General features: G+C 65.2%; 17 protein-coding genes. 7 read left to right on the forward strand and 10 right to left on the reverse strand.

Annotation, left to right across the window (positions count from 1 at the left end; genetic code table 11):
* The first annotated feature begins 203 nt into the window (after positions 1 to 203).
* The gene (locus CSQ99_RS30885) at positions 204 to 341 is read left to right on the forward strand and encodes a hypothetical protein (RefSeq protein ID WP_176560817.1); all 138 of its coding nucleotides are present in this window, start codon (positions 204 to 206) and stop codon (positions 339 to 341) included.
* Positions 325 to 1,485: a N(5)-(carboxyethyl)ornithine synthase gene (locus tag CSQ99_RS01875; RefSeq protein WP_099037306.1), complete on the forward strand. Its 1,161-nt coding sequence runs from the start codon at positions 325 to 327 to the stop codon at positions 1,483 to 1,485. Before CSQ99_RS30885 ends, CSQ99_RS01875 begins: the two co-directional genes overlap by 17 nt.
* On the opposite strand, the gene CSQ99_RS01880 is transcribed toward CSQ99_RS01875, so the two are convergent.
* Complete coding sequence (locus CSQ99_RS01880) at positions 1,424 to 2,515, reverse strand: glycosyltransferase (RefSeq protein WP_176560831.1); 1,092 nt, start codon at positions 2,513 to 2,515, stop codon at positions 1,424 to 1,426. The two genes, CSQ99_RS01875 and CSQ99_RS01880, sit on opposite strands and share 62 nt — an antisense overlap.
* A 289-nt stretch (positions 2,516 to 2,804) precedes the next feature.
* On the opposite strand from CSQ99_RS01880, the gene CSQ99_RS01885 reads away from it, so the two are divergent.
* Positions 2,805 to 4,409: an SLC13 family permease gene (locus CSQ99_RS01885; RefSeq protein ID WP_099037363.1), complete on the forward strand. Its 1,605-nt coding sequence runs from the start codon at positions 2,805 to 2,807 to the stop codon at positions 4,407 to 4,409.
* Positions 4,406 to 5,461 (forward strand): tartrate dehydrogenase, encoded by a 1,056-nt coding sequence (locus CSQ99_RS01890; RefSeq protein WP_099037307.1) that lies wholly within the window; start codon positions 4,406 to 4,408, stop codon positions 5,459 to 5,461. The genes CSQ99_RS01885 and CSQ99_RS01890 overlap by 4 nt, the downstream gene beginning before the upstream one ends.
* Before the next feature lie 56 nt (positions 5,462 to 5,517).
* Here the strand turns inward: CSQ99_RS01890 and CSQ99_RS01895 are convergent, their stop codons facing one another.
* The 7 genes from CSQ99_RS01895 to CSQ99_RS01920 form a co-directional block, all read right to left on the reverse strand.
* Complete coding sequence (locus tag CSQ99_RS01895; RefSeq protein WP_099037308.1) at positions 5,518 to 7,005, reverse strand: glycoside hydrolase family 130 protein; 1,488 nt, start codon at positions 7,003 to 7,005, stop codon at positions 5,518 to 5,520.
* The gene (locus CSQ99_RS01900; RefSeq protein WP_099037309.1) at positions 7,002 to 8,021 is read right to left on the reverse strand and encodes a glycosyltransferase; all 1,020 of its coding nucleotides are present in this window, start codon (positions 8,019 to 8,021) and stop codon (positions 7,002 to 7,004) included. The genes CSQ99_RS01895 and CSQ99_RS01900 overlap by 4 nt, the downstream gene beginning before the upstream one ends.
* On the reverse strand, positions 8,018 to 9,199 hold the full coding sequence (locus CSQ99_RS01905; protein WP_425437749.1) for a glycosyltransferase: 1,182 nt from the start codon (positions 9,197 to 9,199) through the stop codon (positions 8,018 to 8,020). The genes CSQ99_RS01900 and CSQ99_RS01905 overlap by 4 nt, the downstream gene beginning before the upstream one ends.
* Positions 9,200 to 9,357: 158 nt before the next feature.
* Positions 9,358 to 9,555: a hypothetical protein gene (locus CSQ99_RS01910; protein ID WP_099037311.1), complete on the reverse strand. Its 198-nt coding sequence runs from the start codon at positions 9,553 to 9,555 to the stop codon at positions 9,358 to 9,360.
* 6 nt (positions 9,556 to 9,561) lie between these two features.
* Positions 9,562 to 9,723, reverse strand: coding sequence for a DUF6307 family protein (locus tag CSQ99_RS31205; RefSeq protein WP_245908610.1), 162 nt, complete (start codon positions 9,721 to 9,723; stop codon positions 9,562 to 9,564).
* Between the two features lie 28 nt (positions 9,724 to 9,751).
* Positions 9,752 to 9,955, reverse strand: coding sequence for a cold-shock protein (locus CSQ99_RS01915; RefSeq protein WP_099037312.1), 204 nt, complete (start codon positions 9,953 to 9,955; stop codon positions 9,752 to 9,754).
* Between the two features lie 19 nt (positions 9,956 to 9,974).
* Positions 9,975 to 10,382 carry a DUF5994 family protein gene (locus tag CSQ99_RS01920; RefSeq protein ID WP_342746660.1) on the reverse strand — a complete coding sequence of 136 codons (408 nt, stop codon included), beginning with the start codon at positions 10,380 to 10,382 and terminating at the stop codon, positions 9,975 to 9,977.
* Between the two features lie 315 nt (positions 10,383 to 10,697).
* Between CSQ99_RS01920 and CSQ99_RS30890 the strand changes: the two genes are divergently transcribed.
* Positions 10,698 to 10,862, forward strand: a complete 165-nt coding sequence (locus CSQ99_RS30890) for a hypothetical protein (RefSeq protein WP_176560818.1) — start codon at positions 10,698 to 10,700, stop codon at positions 10,860 to 10,862.
* Between the two features lie 3 nt (positions 10,863 to 10,865).
* Here CSQ99_RS30890 and CSQ99_RS01925 read toward each other — a convergent pair whose 3' ends face one another.
* Together CSQ99_RS01925 and CSQ99_RS01930 are read right to left on the reverse strand one after the other, a co-directional pair.
* On the reverse strand, positions 10,866 to 12,689 hold the full coding sequence (locus CSQ99_RS01925; protein ID WP_176560819.1) for a GAF domain-containing sensor histidine kinase: 1,824 nt from the start codon (positions 12,687 to 12,689) through the stop codon (positions 10,866 to 10,868).
* Between the two features lie 309 nt (positions 12,690 to 12,998).
* The gene (locus tag CSQ99_RS01930) at positions 12,999 to 13,352 is read right to left on the reverse strand and encodes a Fe-S protein (RefSeq protein WP_099037313.1); all 354 of its coding nucleotides are present in this window, start codon (positions 13,350 to 13,352) and stop codon (positions 12,999 to 13,001) included.
* 92 nt (positions 13,353 to 13,444) lie between these two features.
* Between CSQ99_RS01930 and CSQ99_RS01935 the strand changes: the two genes are divergently transcribed.
* Together CSQ99_RS01935 and CSQ99_RS01940 are read left to right on the forward strand one after the other, a co-directional pair.
* The gene (locus tag CSQ99_RS01935) at positions 13,445 to 14,461 is read left to right on the forward strand and encodes a TIGR03617 family F420-dependent LLM class oxidoreductase (protein WP_099037314.1); all 1,017 of its coding nucleotides are present in this window, start codon (positions 13,445 to 13,447) and stop codon (positions 14,459 to 14,461) included.
* Positions 14,462 to 14,575: 114 nt separating this feature from the next.
* On the forward strand, positions 14,576 to 15,505 hold a 930-nt coding region (locus CSQ99_RS01940), incomplete at its 3' end, for an esterase family protein (protein ID WP_099037366.1).

Raw genomic sequence — 15,505 nt, forward strand, 5'->3', positions numbered from 1 at the left:
TCCCATAGAGCCGGCGGTGAGTCAGGTCTGGGCTCCTGAGCGAACCCGGAAAGAATGCGGACGAGCGGTCGAGATCGGAGAAGACGACGCTTGCGTCGGCGTACCGTCAGCCTACCCCGTCAAGACCTCGGGTAATCGCGCTCGGCACGAGGTAAGGTCAGCAGATCGGGACCATTCAGGCCCCCACTATCAAGGGGCCGTCGATGTCTGATAAATCTCCGCGACAAGCCATGGCAAAGAAGTCCGGCAAGTCATTGAAAGAGAAACGCGCGGCCAAGCACGAGAAAGCGGCTGCCAAGGCGTCGTCGGCCGAGGCCTTGTTCCATGATAAGAAGCGCTGAGGCGCAAACGCTTTCACTGGGAATTCTGGCTCGTTCGCGCAAGCCGAACGAGCGCAGATTGCCGATTCACCCGGCGCATTTCAGCCGGATCCCGCGCCGGCTCCGGCGGCATATCTTCCTCGAGCACGGCTATGGCTACGATTTCGGCGCCACCGACGACGGGCTGGCCGCGCTCGTCGGCGGAATAGCCACTCGGGAGCAACTGATCGCCGAGTGCGACGTCATTCTGTTGCCCAAAGTTCAGTCCGAAGATTTGGCCGAACTCAGGCCGGGCCAGATCGTATGGGGCTGGCCGCACTGCGTTCAGGATTCGGCGATGACTCAGATCGCCATCGATTCGCGGTTGACGCTGATCGCCTTCGAGGCGATGAATCACTGGAAGTCCGACGGCGGGTTCGGGCTGCACGTCTTTCACAAGAACAACGAGCTGGCGGGCTACTGCTCGGTTCTACACGCCATGCAATCCATCGGGATCGCCGGCATTTACGGCCGCCGGCTGCGCGCCGCGGTCATCGGGTTCGGCTCGACCGCCCGCGGCGCGGTCCATGCCCTGAACGCCCATGGCGTTGACGACGTGCGGGTGCTGACCAACCGCGACGTCGCCGCAGTGGGGTCGCCGATCCATTCCACTCAGATCATCCAGATGGGTCCCGACCCGGACGCACCCGACCAGATATTGGCCGACACCCCGGACGGGGTCGTTCCGGTGGCCGACCTGCTCGCGGACAACGACATCGTCGTCAACTGCGTCCTGCAGGATCCCGACGCACCCCTGGTCTTCGTCACCGAGAAGGATCTGGCCGCCTTCGCTGCGGGCAGCCTCATCGTCGACGTGTCCTGCGATGTGGGCATGGGCTTCAGCTGGGCCGAGCCGACATCATTCACCCAGCCGGTCATCGATGTGGCGAACGGCGTCCATTACTACGCCGTCGACCACAGCCCGTCCTATCTGTGGGACTCGGCGACCTGGGAGATCAGCGAGGCGTTGATGCCCCACCTCGACGCGCTTCTCGAAGGGCCTGCGACGTGGGATGAGACTCCGACGATCGCGCGGGCGATCGAGATCCGCGACGGCGTCGTGCTCAACCCCGGAATCCTGTCGTTTCAGCACCGTGACGACGCTTATCCCCATGCGCGGCAATGAGACGCTGCGCCAGCTCGACATAGGCGGCGGCGACCACCGGCCACGCCACCTCTGATGCCCGCAGACGGACCTCGGCGGCCATTGAACCGGCAAGGCGCGGTTGCGTGATGATCTGCCGCAGCGCCGCGGCAAGGGCGGCGGGGTCGTCGTGGTCGACCACCATGCCCGCCCCGCTGCCCAACAGCTCGACGGCATGCGGGAACGCGGTCGCCACAATAGGTCTGCCGTTGGCGAATGCGTCGATGAGCACACCGGAGCTCACCTGCTCGGTCGAGTCGTGGGGCAAGACGACCACGGACGCCTGCTGGATCAGTTCGGCCAGCGCGGTCTTGTCGTAGTAGCGGGGGTCGAACGACACCGAATCGGCGATGCCGAGTTGGCGGGCCTGTTCGAGGCGCGCATCGCGATACGCCTCGGCTTCGGCGACCGAAACCCTGGGATCCATCGGGCCTGCGATCACGTAGCGGGGCCGACCGGGGACATCGCGCAGCGAGGGCATCGCGTCGATGACTCGCTCGATGCCCTTGCCGGGGCGCAGCAAGCCCCAGGTCAAGATGGTGGGCCTACTCGGGCGCTTGACGCGCGGGGCGGTCGGCAACGTAGCGCCGTTGGGGATCGTGGTGACCTTAAGGCGGTCGACGGCGTAGGTGAGATAAAGACGTTGTCGCGCTGCCTCAGACAGTACGACCACGTGATCCGCTGCGGCCGCGATCGCTTCGAGCGCCGAACGTTGCTGTGGTGTCGGACTTTTCGGGACCGTGTGGACGATGACGATCGACGGGACCCGCAATCCGTCGATGATGTCGACTACATCGTCGCCTGCCGTGCCGTCTTCGTGTTGCAGGATTGCGATGTCACCCTGACTCAGTGGCCTGTCCGCCACCCAGCAGGCGCTCGACCCGTCGACGCTCAGCGCGTCGGCCAGGCCCGCGGCGAACCTCGCAAGCCCGCATGGCGCAGACGTGCGGGTGCTGACGATCTCGAAGCGCACCGTGCGCGAAACTCGTTGCGGCGCAGCATAAGGAATCATCGGCTCAAAGAGCGGCAGAGCATTCAAGGGTGTCCAGCCTCACGGTTAGTACCGGCATGTCCGGCGTGAGCGGTTGCTCGGCGGATCAGCAAAGATCGGCTGAAACATCCCGGACTGGCTGGGCTCCCAACAGCTCAACTTTACACCCTGGCGGGCAACGTCCTGCCTCTGCGTCGTCCAGCTGCACGCCATCGCAGTCGAAACGTGATGTTTAAGTTTCGCGGTTAACAGGCAATCCCCAGAAAACGAGTGTGGCGTAGAACACAGCTGCCGGTGGATGGAGCCTGCCATGACCACGGACAATCCGGTCAAACGGACCGATGTCGACAAAGCCCTCCTCGGGAGCGCCACCTATCGAAGCCTCGGGGAGCAGAAGCTCTCCCCGAAGGAGGAACGTTTCGAGAAAGGTCGACGCACCGTCGGCCTTTTTCTCGCTCCACTGCTGACCGTCGCCTTCCTTGTCCTACCGATCGACATCCCCCGCGAGCAGCAGGTGCTCGCCGCGGTGTTGCTCGGCGTCATCGCACTGTGGATCAGCGAGGCAATCCCGATACCCGTCGGCGGCCTGCTCGGTGTCGCGGTCGCCGTCTTCCTCGGTGTGGCACCGGTCGACGACGTCCTCGGTCCGTTCGGCTCGTCGACGATCTTCACATTCATCGGCGCCTTCATCCTGGCGCAGGCGATGCTCAAACACGGTCTGGCGCGGCGGTTTGCGTTCCGGATCCTGTCCCTTCCCGGTGTTGGTAAGTCCACCACCGGTGTGATCCTCGCGTTCGGTGCGATCACAGCCCTGCTGTCGGCGTTCGTGTCCAACACCGCGACAGTGGCGATGTTGCTGCCGACGGCCATCGGCATCCTCGCCGTGATCGCGAAGCTGCTGCAGAAGCGCGGTGACGTCGAAGAGGACTTCGATCCGCAGCGACTGAGGGTCGGCGCGGCGATCATGTTGATGCTGGCCTACGGCGCCAGCGTCGGCGGTCTGCTGACCCCAGTGGGCAGCCCGCCCAACCTGATTGGGCGCGGCCTCATCGAGGAGGCCACCGGCGAGCGAATCAGCTTCGGGCAGTGGATGGTGATGGCCGTCCCGATCTGCCTGCTGATGTTCGCGCTGCTGGCGCTCATCCTGCTGCGGCTGAACAAGCCGGAGATCAAGAGGATCGAAGGCGTGGCCGAGTACGTCGCCGAGGAACGCGAGAAGCTCGGCTCGCTGTCGCGGGCCGAGAAGAACACGCTCATCGCGTTCGGCGTCACCGTCACGCTGTGGATCCTGCCCGGCATTTTCGCGCTGGTCACCGGCACCGACTCCAGTACATACGAGTTCGTCAGCGACCGACTGGACGAGGGCGTCGTCGCGGTGTTCGGTGCGGCGCTGCTGTTCCTGCTGCCGACCGATTGGAAAGAACGCGAATTCACGCTGCGCTGGAGCGATGCCGCCAAGATCGACTGGGGCACCATCATTCTGTTCGGCTCCGGCATCATTTTCGGTTCACTGATCTCGTCGACCGGACTGGCCGAGACCATCGGCACGTCGATCAACGGCGCTCTGGGCCTGTCGAGCGTCGTGCCGATCACGATCTTCGCGGTGATTCTGGCGATCGTCGTGTCGGAGACGACGAGCAATACGGCGTCGGCGGCGGTCGTGGTGCCGATCATCATCCCGGTCGCGGTGGCCGCGGGCGTCAACCCGTTCGTGCCTGCCCTGGCGGCGACGTTCGCGGCGTCGTTCGGCTTCATGCTGCCGGTCTCCACGCCGCAGAACGCGATCGTCTACGGCTCCGGCGTCGTGAAGATCACGACGATGATCCGGTCCGGGATCACGTTCGACATCGCCGGAGCGATCCTGATCATCATCCTGCTGCCGATCATGATTGGCCTGCTGGGGCTGGGCGGATGACGGCAATGCAGACGATAGCGGTGATCCCGGGTGACGGGATCGGACCCGAGGTCATCACATCGGCGCGCGCGGTGCTCGACGCGGTGGCAGGAAAGCACGGAATCGAGCTGTCCTACACGGATTTCGACTGGTCGTGCGAGCGGTACACCAAAGACGGTGCGATGATGCCCGCCGACGGCATCGAGACACTGCGCGGGTTCGACGCGATCCTGCTGGGGGCGGTCGGCTGGCCGGGGGTGCCCGATCACGTGTCGTTGTGGGGACTGCTGATCCCGATCCGGCGGGCATTTCGTCAGTACGTCAACCTGCGTCCGATCAAGGTGTTCGACGGCGTGGAGAGCCCGCTACGCGCGCCGGGTCACGTCGACTTCGTGGTGGTACGGGAGAACGTCGAGGGTGAGTACAGCGAGATCGGTGGTCGGCTCAACCGCGGCTTCCCCGACGAGATGGCCGTCCAGGAGTCGGTTTTCACCCGCGTCGGGGTGAGCCGGATCGCCGACTACGCGTTCGAGTTGGCGCGGTCGCGCAGCGGCTACGTCACGTCGGCGACGAAATCGAACGGGATCGTGCACACGCTGCCGTTCTGGGACGAGGTGGTCGCGGAGCGCGCGGCACAGTTCCCCGATGTGCGGATGGACAGCGAGCACATCGATGCGCTGGCGGCGAAGTTCGTCTTGCAGCCGGACCGCTTCGATGTCGTGGTGGGGTCAAACCTGTTCGGCGACATCCTCTCCGATCTCGCGGCAGCAGTCGCGGGGTCGATCGGGATCGCGCCGTCGGGCAATCTGGATCCGACGAAGCAGTACCCGTCGATGTTCGAGCCGGTGCACGGTTCGGCGCCCGATATCGCGGGCCGCGGGATTGCCAACCCGATCGGGGCGGTGTGGTCGGCGGCGTTGTTGCTCGATCATCTTGGGCATTCCGTCGCAGCGGATGAAGTGCTGGCGGCCATGGAGGCGACGTTGGCAAAGCCGGAGACCCGCACCGGCGATCTGGGCGGGACCGCATCGACGGTCGAGGTGACGGAGGCACTCGTCGCTCAGTTGCGGTGAGGTTCGGGCCGAATCTGAAGATATGCAGGCGAATCGCCGGAATCACCTGCACAAGCTCAGTTTCGAGCGCTCTCCATCGCGTCGAGGACCTCTGACACCGGGACACTCGCGAACCCGATAGTGGCGTCACCGATTCCGTAGGGCACGACCAGTACTCCGGCATGCACGATCCCGCCGCAGGAGTAGACGACGTTCGGGACATAGCCGTCCTGCTCGTCGGCCCCGGGACTCAGTAGCGGCTCGCGGAGCTGCCCGACTACCCGTGACGGGTTCTCCAGATCGAGCAATATCGCCCCGATCCGGTACGTTCGCATCGGTCCGACACCATGGGTGAGCACCAGCCACCCCGCCTCGGTTTCGATGGGCGGCCCGCAGTTTCCGAGCTGGAGCACCTCCCACGGTTGAGTCGGCTGCTGACACGGCACGGACTCCGTCCACACAAACGGGCAGTCCGAGTACGCGAACGAATTCGTTTCGCGGTCCGACCTCGACATGGCCGCGAATTGACCGCGGAATCGGCGGGGAAACAGCGCCAAACCCTTGTTGGCGGCGGCGCGGCCGACCATCGGCGTCGAGGTGAATGAGTTGAAGTCCTTGGTTGCGAGCAACTGCTGGCTGATACGCGTGCCGCTGTATGCCGTGTAGCTCGCGCAGTAGGTGACCGACCCATCGTCGTCGACGAACCGGACGAAACGCGCGTCCTCCATACCAGCGGCCTCCGCACCCATCGCCGGCCACAGAATCCGCTCGGCAAGCGGGATGTCCTCGGCGAACTCGACCCCATAGAACCGGTCGGCGATTTCCCGAATCAGCGAAATCGTCTCGGACGCATGACCGCGCGTCCTGCGGTGCCTTTGCAGTCTGTCGAGTTGTTCGTCGAGGTCATTTCGAGTGAACCGGTCGCCGAGCGCGTCGAGCACGTAATCAGCGCCCTCTCCGGCTTCGCGCAGTCTGGAGAGCTCGCTTCGCAACACCACAGCGTCGAGCAGAGCCGGCACAGCGCCTCCCGCCGTCGCGTACGGAGCGGCAGCATCGATCGTCGTCGCACCTGTCGCGTCAATGACGCCGGTACGGAATCCGATCGACGATATGTGCCCCTCCCCGATGCCGCGCACACTCATCACGAACCGCAGGCTGCCGGAAGGGATACCCGTCTGGTCCGGGTGCGCCACCATGCTGGGATTGCACAAGGCCGCGCCTTCGATGGCGTATTCGCTCGTGAATGTCGCACCTAGCAACATCATTCGCGCGTCGGACAGTTCGGCTGCCGCGTCGAGCCGATCGGCGAGTTCACGGGCATGCGCCCGGAATACGCCGTCCAGGTCGCGGTGACGCCAGCCGAAGCGCGTGACGACATCGTCCAGCGACGCGCGGACCTCGTTCTCGTCCAGCGCCAAGATTCGGTTCAGCACCGCGCCCGCGCGGGAGTCTTGATGCTCGAAACCCTCCTGTCCGGGGACGAACAGTCGGGTGATGACCCGCGACGAATCGGCTGCGAGTCGCAACGGACTGCGCGTGACGAGTCCGGACCGCACCGAAGTCATTGCGGCACTGCAGAAAAACGTAGCGCGTGCTGCAGCGTCGAGAGCACCGCCAGTGTCGACTCTGCGCCCTGGTTGCGGTTCACGCCGTCGGCGTGCAGGCCGTCGAATCCGCCGCCCGTCTCGGGATCCCACATCACCTGGCCCGCGTCGTTGACACCCTGGAACCAGGCCGCTGCGGCGCGGACGCCGTCCGGCCACATCGCGTCGCTGTCGACGGTGGCGGCGCGGGCACATGCGTCGGCCAGCGTGGACACCTCGATCGGCTGCTGGTCAAACGCCGGCCCTTCGTCACCGGGTCCCCTGCCTGCCACCGGAGTGACCGAGAGGCGACCGTCCGTCGTTTCGCAGTTGAGAAGCCATGCCAACAGGTCCAGACCGCGCTGCCGAAGCGACGCGTCCTCGAGGACGGCGCCCGCGGCGATCATCGCCTCGGGCAGGACCGCGTTCGCGTAGGTGAGTCGCGGTTCGGGCCACGGCCACGCCGGGTCACCGTTGGGTTCGGCGACCGAGGCCGCGTAGTCGATGATCAGTAACCGCGCCGCCCGATTTTCGGGGTCGTAGGCGAGCATCTCGGCGGCGCCCAGCGCCGCGAATGCCATCGCCCGTGGCCATGCCGACCGTGCCTGCGCACCGCGCTCGAACTGCATGATGGCCGATTGCCGGGCCCAGACGACATCGCTGTGCGCGGCGGCGGTCCCCAGGCCCCAGAGGCAGCGCCCCCAGGCGTCCTCCAGGGCGGGCTCGTCAATCCAGTTGCCCTTGCTGTCCATCCGGTTGCGGCAGGCGCCGGTGAGCGTCTGCGCTTCGCCCAGAAACCGCAACGCGGTTCCGGCGACACCGTTGAGTGTGCGATCCAGGCCGGGCTCCCGGGTGGTGACAACCAACACCCGCGCCACATCGTCGGTGCAGTAGCCGTGATCGGGATCGGGTTCGGTCAGTCGGGCGTGCTCGAATGTGCCGCGATGGTCTGTCAGTCGCTGCAGGTGGTCGAACACCGGGGCCGGAGTCGTGGTCATACGAGTGCCGGCCGCTCGGCGAGCACGCGGTGCGCCAATCGCACATATGCACCGGCGATCACACGCCACGACATCGTCGGGGCCAGGCGACGGGCCTCCGCGGCCATGGAGCCTGCCACCCGGGGATCGGTGATGATCCGGCGAAGCGCCAACGCGAGGGCGTCGGGGTCGTCGTGATCGACGACGATGCCGGCCCCACTGGCCAGCAGTTCGTTGGCATGGGGGAAAGCGGTGGCGACCACCGGACGGCCACTGGCGACGGCGTCGACCAGCACGCCTGAAGTCACCTGGTCGGTGGAATCGTAAGGCAGCACGACAACGCTGGCGGACTGAGCAAGAGCGTTGAGGGAAGCGACGTCGCGGTAGTCAGCGTCGAAGAACACCGAGTCGGCCAGCCCGGCGCGACGCGCCTGCTCGATACATCCGTTGCGGTACGCATCGCCTTGTGAGGCCAGCACTTTGGGATGCGTCTGCCCGGCGACGAGGTACCGCGGACGGCCGGGAAGGTGGGCAAGCGACGTCATCGCGCCGATCACCCTCTCGAGGCCCTTACCCGGACCGATGAGGCCCCAGGTCAGCAGGGTGGGTCTGCCCCACTGGTTCGCCGCGGCGGCCTTCGGGACAGTGGCGCCATGCGGGATGGTGACGATTTTGCGACGGTCGACGTCGAAGTTCAGGCACAGTCGTCGACTGGCCGCCTCGGACATCACCACCACACGGTCCGCGGCCGCGGTGACGGTTTCGAGCACTGAACGCTGGTGTGCAGTAGGATCTTTGAGAACGGTGTGCGCGATCACGATCGATGGCACGCGCAGTCCTTCGAGGACGTCGACCACATCGTCACCGTCGACACCGCCGTAAATGCCGTACTCGTGCTGGATGATCGCGACGTCGCACTGGTTGAGCAACTCGGCGGCCGCAGACGCAGATGCCGGTGAATCGGCGACCAGCTCCCCGACGACGCGGTCACTCGAGGGCGGCGATCCGTCGTCGGCCACCCGGACCACGCTGACCTCAGCGCCGTCGGCGGTCAGTCCTTCGGAGAGCGCTGCGCTGAAGGTCGCGAGTCCGCACGCAGTCGGCGGATGCGTTGTGAGAATGCCAAAGTGCACCGGATGGGAAAAGGGTTGCTCGACAATGGAATTAGTCAGTAAAGGAAAAGTAGACAATTGTTTCAACGTGATCCAGACCTGCGGTTGGCACCTGCATGACCGGGCGTGAGCGGTTGCTCTACAAGATCAGCGGCTGACGGCTGTCTCATTCCGGAGTGGCTGGGTTCCCAACACCTTCCACAATACACCCAAGTCGTCGAGTCACCAGACCAGATGTGAGGTGATCAGCGCCCGAAGAAGCCCATTTTCCAACTCTTTTCATCACCAGCCACGTCGGTCCATCCGCCCGATTCGTAGTGGTGTGACTCCTTTGCCCCATTGCGGAGGACATCGAGCGTGCCGTCGGCATGCTTGACATAGGCGTCACCGAAGCGCAGGTAGTCGTCGGCTCCCCCGTCAGGGAGAGTCACGGTGACTGTCACCGTCGATCAGCGCATCTTCTCGGGGATGGAGTCCAACGCTTGCAGGACATGCTCGGCCAGCTCATCGGCAGCCTTGTCATTGAGTTTGGAGTGAGCCACGATCGTGTCCTTGACGAGCCCAACGCGATTCTCGTAAGGCGTGCGGAATGTTACTGCTGCTGAAGCCATTTCAATCCTTTTCCGTAATTGGTGGGAGCTAGATGGTGGTTACGCCGACTGCCTGGGGGCCTTTGGGGCCCTGGGTGACGTCGAACTTGACGCGCTGATTTTCGTCAAGCGAGCGATAGCCGTTCGACTGAATCTCCGAATGATGGACGAACACATCCTTTTCGCCGCCATCCGGAGTGATGAAGCCGAAGCCCTTTTCGCTGTTGAACCACTTGACAGTGCCCTCTGACATTTTCTTCACTTTCTTTCTGTTATCGAACGGTGTTCACAAGCAGAGCGTCGACAGGCGACTCGTCGCTGGGCGCCGCCGCAGCCATCAGCGCGTCGTGTGCCCCCTCCGGGTCGGAGTCCGGCGGCACTACCAGCAGGGTGATTCTGGCGTCGTCAGCACCGACGACCTCCACGGTGTTGACCGGCTGACGTTGATGTCCGTCGAGCCGCACCGCTCGCCCACCGGAAAGGAGTTTCGGGGTCGGTTTGGACCATTCGTTGATGTTGAACAACACGCGATCAATGGGGCCGAGCCGAACTGACAACACTGCCAACAGATCTGGAAGCTCAGAGTTGAGGTCGTAGCCGTGCGGCCACCATGCCCCGTCGACAAATCCACTCCGAGGAGCTTTGGGTTTCAATCGCAATCGCGGCGTGTGTTCCGGCATCGTGCGTTGCGGGGCGGCGGCGGCAGAAACTGGTCGTAGCGTCATCGCGACGCTCCTGTCTTGACCGCGTACCGGCCAGATGCTGCGAATCGCCGACGACACAACCTTGAACAGCCATATAACGAAGTACCGGCGCTGCTCGCTCAGTCTACGCTGCCGTTTCAGCAGGCGTGACTGCGCCCTAAATTATTTGGGGCGCAGCTATTTTCCATCCCAAATTCGAGCCATCGGGTGGGTCGATATTGACGTCGGGGCTGATCAGGGGTGTACTGAGGGCCGAACCAAGGGGCCGATATCGCAACCAACGCAATTATTTTGATCGCTGTCACCACAGCGGCCCTGCTTGTACTCCTCGGTGCGCTGGCAATCGTGATCGCCAAGACGTGGACCTCGCATTGCCGTGGAGAGGCCATTTCGATCAACGATCTGGTCGCCGAAGACGACCATCGACGGGCTCGTGCGGCCGAGGTCGAGATTTAGCCGTCACCCGCCGAGCGGGATCGTCACTGTGAGCGTCGTGCCTGCGCCTGCGGGGCTCGCGATCTCCATTCGCCCCGACACCGCCTCGACCCGGTCCTTGAGCCCGATCAGTCCCGAGCCGCCGGCGTCGGCGACTGCTCCCCCGACGCCGTCGTCGCTGATCGTCATCCGAAGCTCATGGTCATCACACGATGCATGCAGCTGAATCTCGGATGCCTGGGCATACTTCGCGGTGTTCGTCAGCGCTTCGGCGACAACGTAATACGCCGCCACTTCGATCGACTCGGGCAGTCGACGGTCCATGCCGGCGTCCAGCACGACAGGCACCGCCGAGCGTCGCGCCAAGGTCTTGATCGCCGGCCCCAGGCCGCCCCGCGACAGGATCGCCGGGTGAATGCCGCGCGAGATCTCCTGCAGATGCTCGTGCACTTCCATCAGGTCGGTGACAGCGCGGTCGATGCCTTCGCGCGTCGACCCTTGTGCAGAGGTCTCCAGCGCCCGCAGTTGCAGTCCGAGGGAGACGATCCGCTGCTGCGCTCCGTCATGCAGATCGCGTTCGAAACCTCGGCGCGCCTCATCGGCCGCGGCGACGATGCGCGCGCGTGACGCCTTGAGGGCGGCGCGATTCTCCGCGTTGGAGATCGCAGTCGCGAGTAGGTCGGCAAAGTCTCCCACCTGGTGTTCGGTTTCCGGCGGCAGCGGTTCGGCGACAATCGAACCCACCATCAGCCCACCGCGTACCTTTCCGTCGACGATGACCGGCGCACCGACTCCGGAGCACACGTTCAACCCGCGCATGCGATCGGCGATCGCGCCCTTGGCGGTGCTGTAGTCGTCGATCCGCGCCGGCTCGCCGGTGCGGACGACCTGTGCGCTCAAGTTGTCGCCGGCGAGCGGAAACTGTTCCCCCACAATCATGGTCGCGCGGTCCGGGCTGTCGCGGGTGGCCAGCACGACGCCGACACCGTCGTCGTACCCCACCAGCGTCACGTGCTCGACGCCGAGGCCTCGGGCCAGCTCGGACACCGCGACCGGATACACCTCGGAGGGTTCGGCGCCGCGTGCCACCAGGGTCGCGACGGCGCGCAGCGCAGCTTGCTGTTTGACCAGTGCGGTCAACGCGGCGGTGATTTCCTGGCGATCGCGGGTCGCGGCCATCAATGCCTCGAGCGAGGGCACCATTCGTTCGACTCGCTGCCGCGCCGCGGCGGGCAGGTTCGCCGGAACCATCAACCTGCCAACCACTTCGCCGCCATCGCGCAGTGTGATCGCAGCACGTCCGTCGTCGCCCGGCACGTCGGACGGATCCAGGACGGCGAACGGCAGATCCAGCACGTCGGCGAGCCGGCAGCCGGCCGCGTCGAGGGCGGCGTTCAGATCTTCGGCGCGCAGGGTCGATCGCGCGAGCTCGGCAGACAGGTCGGCTTCCAGTCGGCGCTGCTCAGCCTCGAGTGCACGCAGGCGCGCCTGTCCCGCCAACACATTGGCCAGCAGCGCCAGGCTCAGAAACACCAGGACGGCAGGGACGAAACTGTCGGCACCCTCGGAGTGGATGTAGACGTATACCGCCGCACTCGCCAACGACGTCGCCACCGCGAGGCCGAAGCCCCAGCCGGCCGACACCACGAGCACGCCGAGCAGGAAGACCGCGCCGAACGCATTCTCCGGCGCTACCCGCTTCAGCTGCTCGACCAGCACCAATTCGGCGGCGATGAAGCCCGCCGCGACGAGTACGCCCAGCCAGATCGGTGGTGCAGTCGGCCGCACCACCAGTGCGAGAAACCGGCGGTACAGGGTTTGCCATCGAGTGGTCGTCGATGGGCTCATCCGGCCGATCGTAGTGCCAGCCGGTGGCCCGTCCGGTTCTCCGCGCGAGCGCTCGCGCCTGAACTGACGTTGGCGAAACACCTGCGTCTTTTGTCGCGATTACACCCGCAGCAACATCAACCTCATAAGTCTCATCCTCTGCGGGGTCGTAACGGGCGGCAATGCACGCGCCGGCAATACCGAGGCCGGCGGCCATGGACGGCTTTCCAGCGCTACGCGCGAGATCGACACCACGGTTGTGATTCCGCGGCAAATCACCATTTGAACGACCATGGCGTCGAAATGGCGCCTAGGACGCAGAATGCACCATCACCACAGGACCGCCACGGCGGCCGCAATGAAGGACAGCAGGCCGACGGCGACGAACAGCGGACGAGGCACGGGGTTTCCGGTGCGCTTCTGCCGTGCGCTGCCCATGCCGAGCAGTCCGCCGATGACCACGAGGATGACGAGCTTGACGCCGATCTTCGGGTAGTTCAGTTCGATCCCCGCGGGCCAGGGCGCGGCCAGCGCCAATCCGGTGAGCAGCGAGAGCAGCAGTCCGTAGTCCATGACGCGGGTGAAGCGGAACCGTTTCGCCACTGCCTCGGCGGCCCAGGCGCCGAAGGTGATGGCGAAGCCGACGATGTGCAGCAGTACAACTACGTTGCGTAGTAGTTCCATGCCGCGAGCGTACGACAGGACTGGCCGGACAACCAGCGATTGCGCCGACGCGGCAAGATCCGATCGATGCGTGGCACGCGTACGGTGCCACTGTGTACGTCGACGCGATGATCACCCCGCAGCCGTTGACCACGATCGGCGCACTCGCCCGTCGTTCAGAGGACGCAGGGTTCTCCGGATTGCTGTTCACCGAGACCGGTCGCACCGCGTATCTCAATGCGGCAGTGGCCTCGCAGGCCGCGCCGGGGCTCGAATTGTCGACGGGCGTCGCGGTGGCGTTTCCGCGCAGCCCGTTCGTCACGGCGGCCTCAGCGTGGGAACTACAGGAGGCCACGGACGGCAAGTTCCGGCTCGGCCTCGGCACGCAGGTGCGCACCCATGTGGTGCGGCGCTACGGCGCGGACTTCGAGCATCCCGGTCCACGGCTGCGCGACTACGTGCTCGCGGTCAAGGCGTGTTTCAGCGCTTTCCGCACCGGCAAACTCGACCACCATGGCGAGTTCTACAACCTGGACTTCATCAGCCCACAGTGGAGCGCGGGGCCCATCGACGCGCCGGACCCGGAGGTCGACATCGCAGCGGTGAATCCGTGGATGCTGCGCATGGCGGGCGAGGTCGCCGACGGCGTGCACGTGCACCCGCTCGGCGAGCCCGGCTATATCGAGCGGCATGTGGTGCCGAAAATCGCTGAGGGCACGGCCAATTCGGGCCGTTCGCCGGACGATGTCGCGGTGATCGTGCCGGTGATGACGATCGTCGGCGACAGCGACGAGGAACGGGCTCGCGAGCGGGAACTGGTCCGGGCGAGCATGAGCTTCTACGGGAGCACCCCCAACTACGCGTTCATCTGGGACGAGGCCGGGTTCGAGGGCACGACGGCGCGCATTCGGGAGAAACAGAAGGCCGGCGACTTCAAGGGGATGGCGGCTCAGATCAGCGACGAGCACATCGCGACGTTCGCGACCGAGTCGACGTGGGATGGGCTGGCCGACGCGCTGGTCTCGAAGTACGGGGGCCTCGCGACGCGTGTCGTGCTGTACAACGCGCTGGCCGATCCCGACCGCATCGAGCGCTACGGCGAAGTGTCACGACAAATCTCATCCCGATAACAGACTGATCACTGCCGAGCGCGGGAGCACCGGAGTATTCAGCGGCGTTGTTAGTTTCGCGCTGTGGTGGAGGGATTCGCGCGTCGTGTCGGCAGGCTGGTCATCTGTGCACTGATGATGGCTGCGGCCGTGATGGTGGCTCCGTCGCCGCAGGCCTCGGCGTATTCGCGGGAGGGCCTGCCGGTCGAGATGCTGATGGTGCCGTCGCCGTCGATGGGCCGCGACATCAAGGTCCAGTTCCAGGGCGGCGGACCGCATTCGGTGTATCTGCTCGACGGCCTTCGTGCCCAAGAGGACTTCAACGGGTGGGATATCAACACCGCGGCGTTCGAGTGGTTCTACGAGTCGGGTGTGTCCGTGGTGATGCCCGTCGGCGGACAGTCGAGTTTCTACAGCGACTGGTATGCGCCGGCCAGCGGTTTCGCCGGGACGACCACCTACAAGTGGGAGACCTTCTTGACCAACGAGCTGCCGAGCTGGCTGATGGCCAACCGAGGGCAGGACCCGCGGGGCAATGCCGTTGTGGGACTGTCGATGTCGGGTGGAGCAGCACTGACGTTGGCCGCGTGGCATCCGCAGCAGTTCTTCTTCGCCGCATCGCTGTCGGGATACCTGAACCCGTCGAAGGGGATGTGGCCGACGCTGATCGGCTTCGCGATGATGGACGCCGGCGGCTACAAGGCGACCGACATGTGGGGGCCGCCGAACAACCCGGCGTGGCAGCGAAATGACCCGATGCTCAACATCAATCGGCTGGTGGCCAATCGCACGGCGCTGTGGGTGTACTGCGGCAATGGTGCGTCGTCGGACCTGGACGCCGGCGGCGGGGGCTTCGGCACGCAGTTCAGCGCGGCCTACCTGGAGAACATCACGCTGAGCACGAACAAGGAGTTCCAGGAGAAGTACCAGGCCGCGGGCGGTCGCAATGCGGTGTTCAACTTCCCGCCGAACGGCACCCACAGCTGGGGGTACTGGGGTGCGCAGCTGCAGCAGATGAAGCCGGACATCCTGCGCATCATCAACCCGCCGCCGCCGCCCCCGCCC

Source organism: Mycobacterium neglectum (genome assembly GCF_002591975.1).
Lineage (GTDB): Bacteria > Actinomycetota > Actinomycetes > Mycobacteriales > Mycobacteriaceae > Mycobacterium > Mycobacterium neglectum.

Excerpts from the sequence above, each read along its gene's own strand:
- CSQ99_RS30885 (WP_176560817.1), top strand. The coding sequence starts at position 204 with ATGTCTGATAAATCTCCGCGACAAGCCATGGCAAAGAAGTCCGGCAAG.
- CSQ99_RS01875 (WP_099037306.1), top strand. The coding sequence starts at position 325 with ATGATAAGAAGCGCTGAGGCGCAAACGCTTTCACTGGGAATTCTGGCT.
- CSQ99_RS01880 (WP_176560831.1), bottom strand. The coding sequence starts at position 2,515 with ATGATTCCTTATGCTGCGCCGCAACGAGTTTCGCGCACGGTGCGCTTC.
- CSQ99_RS01885 (WP_099037363.1), top strand. The coding sequence starts at position 2,805 with ATGACCACGGACAATCCGGTCAAACGGACCGATGTCGACAAAGCCCTC.
- CSQ99_RS01890 (WP_099037307.1), top strand. The coding sequence starts at position 4,406 with ATGACGGCAATGCAGACGATAGCGGTGATCCCGGGTGACGGGATCGGA.
- CSQ99_RS01895 (WP_099037308.1), bottom strand. The coding sequence starts at position 7,005 with ATGACTTCGGTGCGGTCCGGACTCGTCACGCGCAGTCCGTTGCGACTC.
- CSQ99_RS01900 (WP_099037309.1), bottom strand. The coding sequence starts at position 8,021 with ATGACCACGACTCCGGCCCCGGTGTTCGACCACCTGCAGCGACTGACA.
- CSQ99_RS31205 (WP_245908610.1), bottom strand. The coding sequence starts at position 9,723 with ATGGCTTCAGCAGCAGTAACATTCCGCACGCCTTACGAGAATCGCGTT.
- CSQ99_RS01915 (WP_099037312.1), bottom strand. The coding sequence starts at position 9,955 with ATGTCAGAGGGCACTGTCAAGTGGTTCAACAGCGAAAAGGGCTTCGGC.
- CSQ99_RS01920 (WP_342746660.1), bottom strand. The coding sequence starts at position 10,382 with ATGCCGGAACACACGCCGCGATTGCGATTGAAACCCAAAGCTCCTCGG.
- CSQ99_RS01925 (WP_176560819.1), bottom strand. The coding sequence starts at position 12,689 with ATGAGCCCATCGACGACCACTCGATGGCAAACCCTGTACCGCCGGTTT.
- CSQ99_RS01930 (WP_099037313.1), bottom strand. The coding sequence starts at position 13,352 with ATGGAACTACTACGCAACGTAGTTGTACTGCTGCACATCGTCGGCTTC.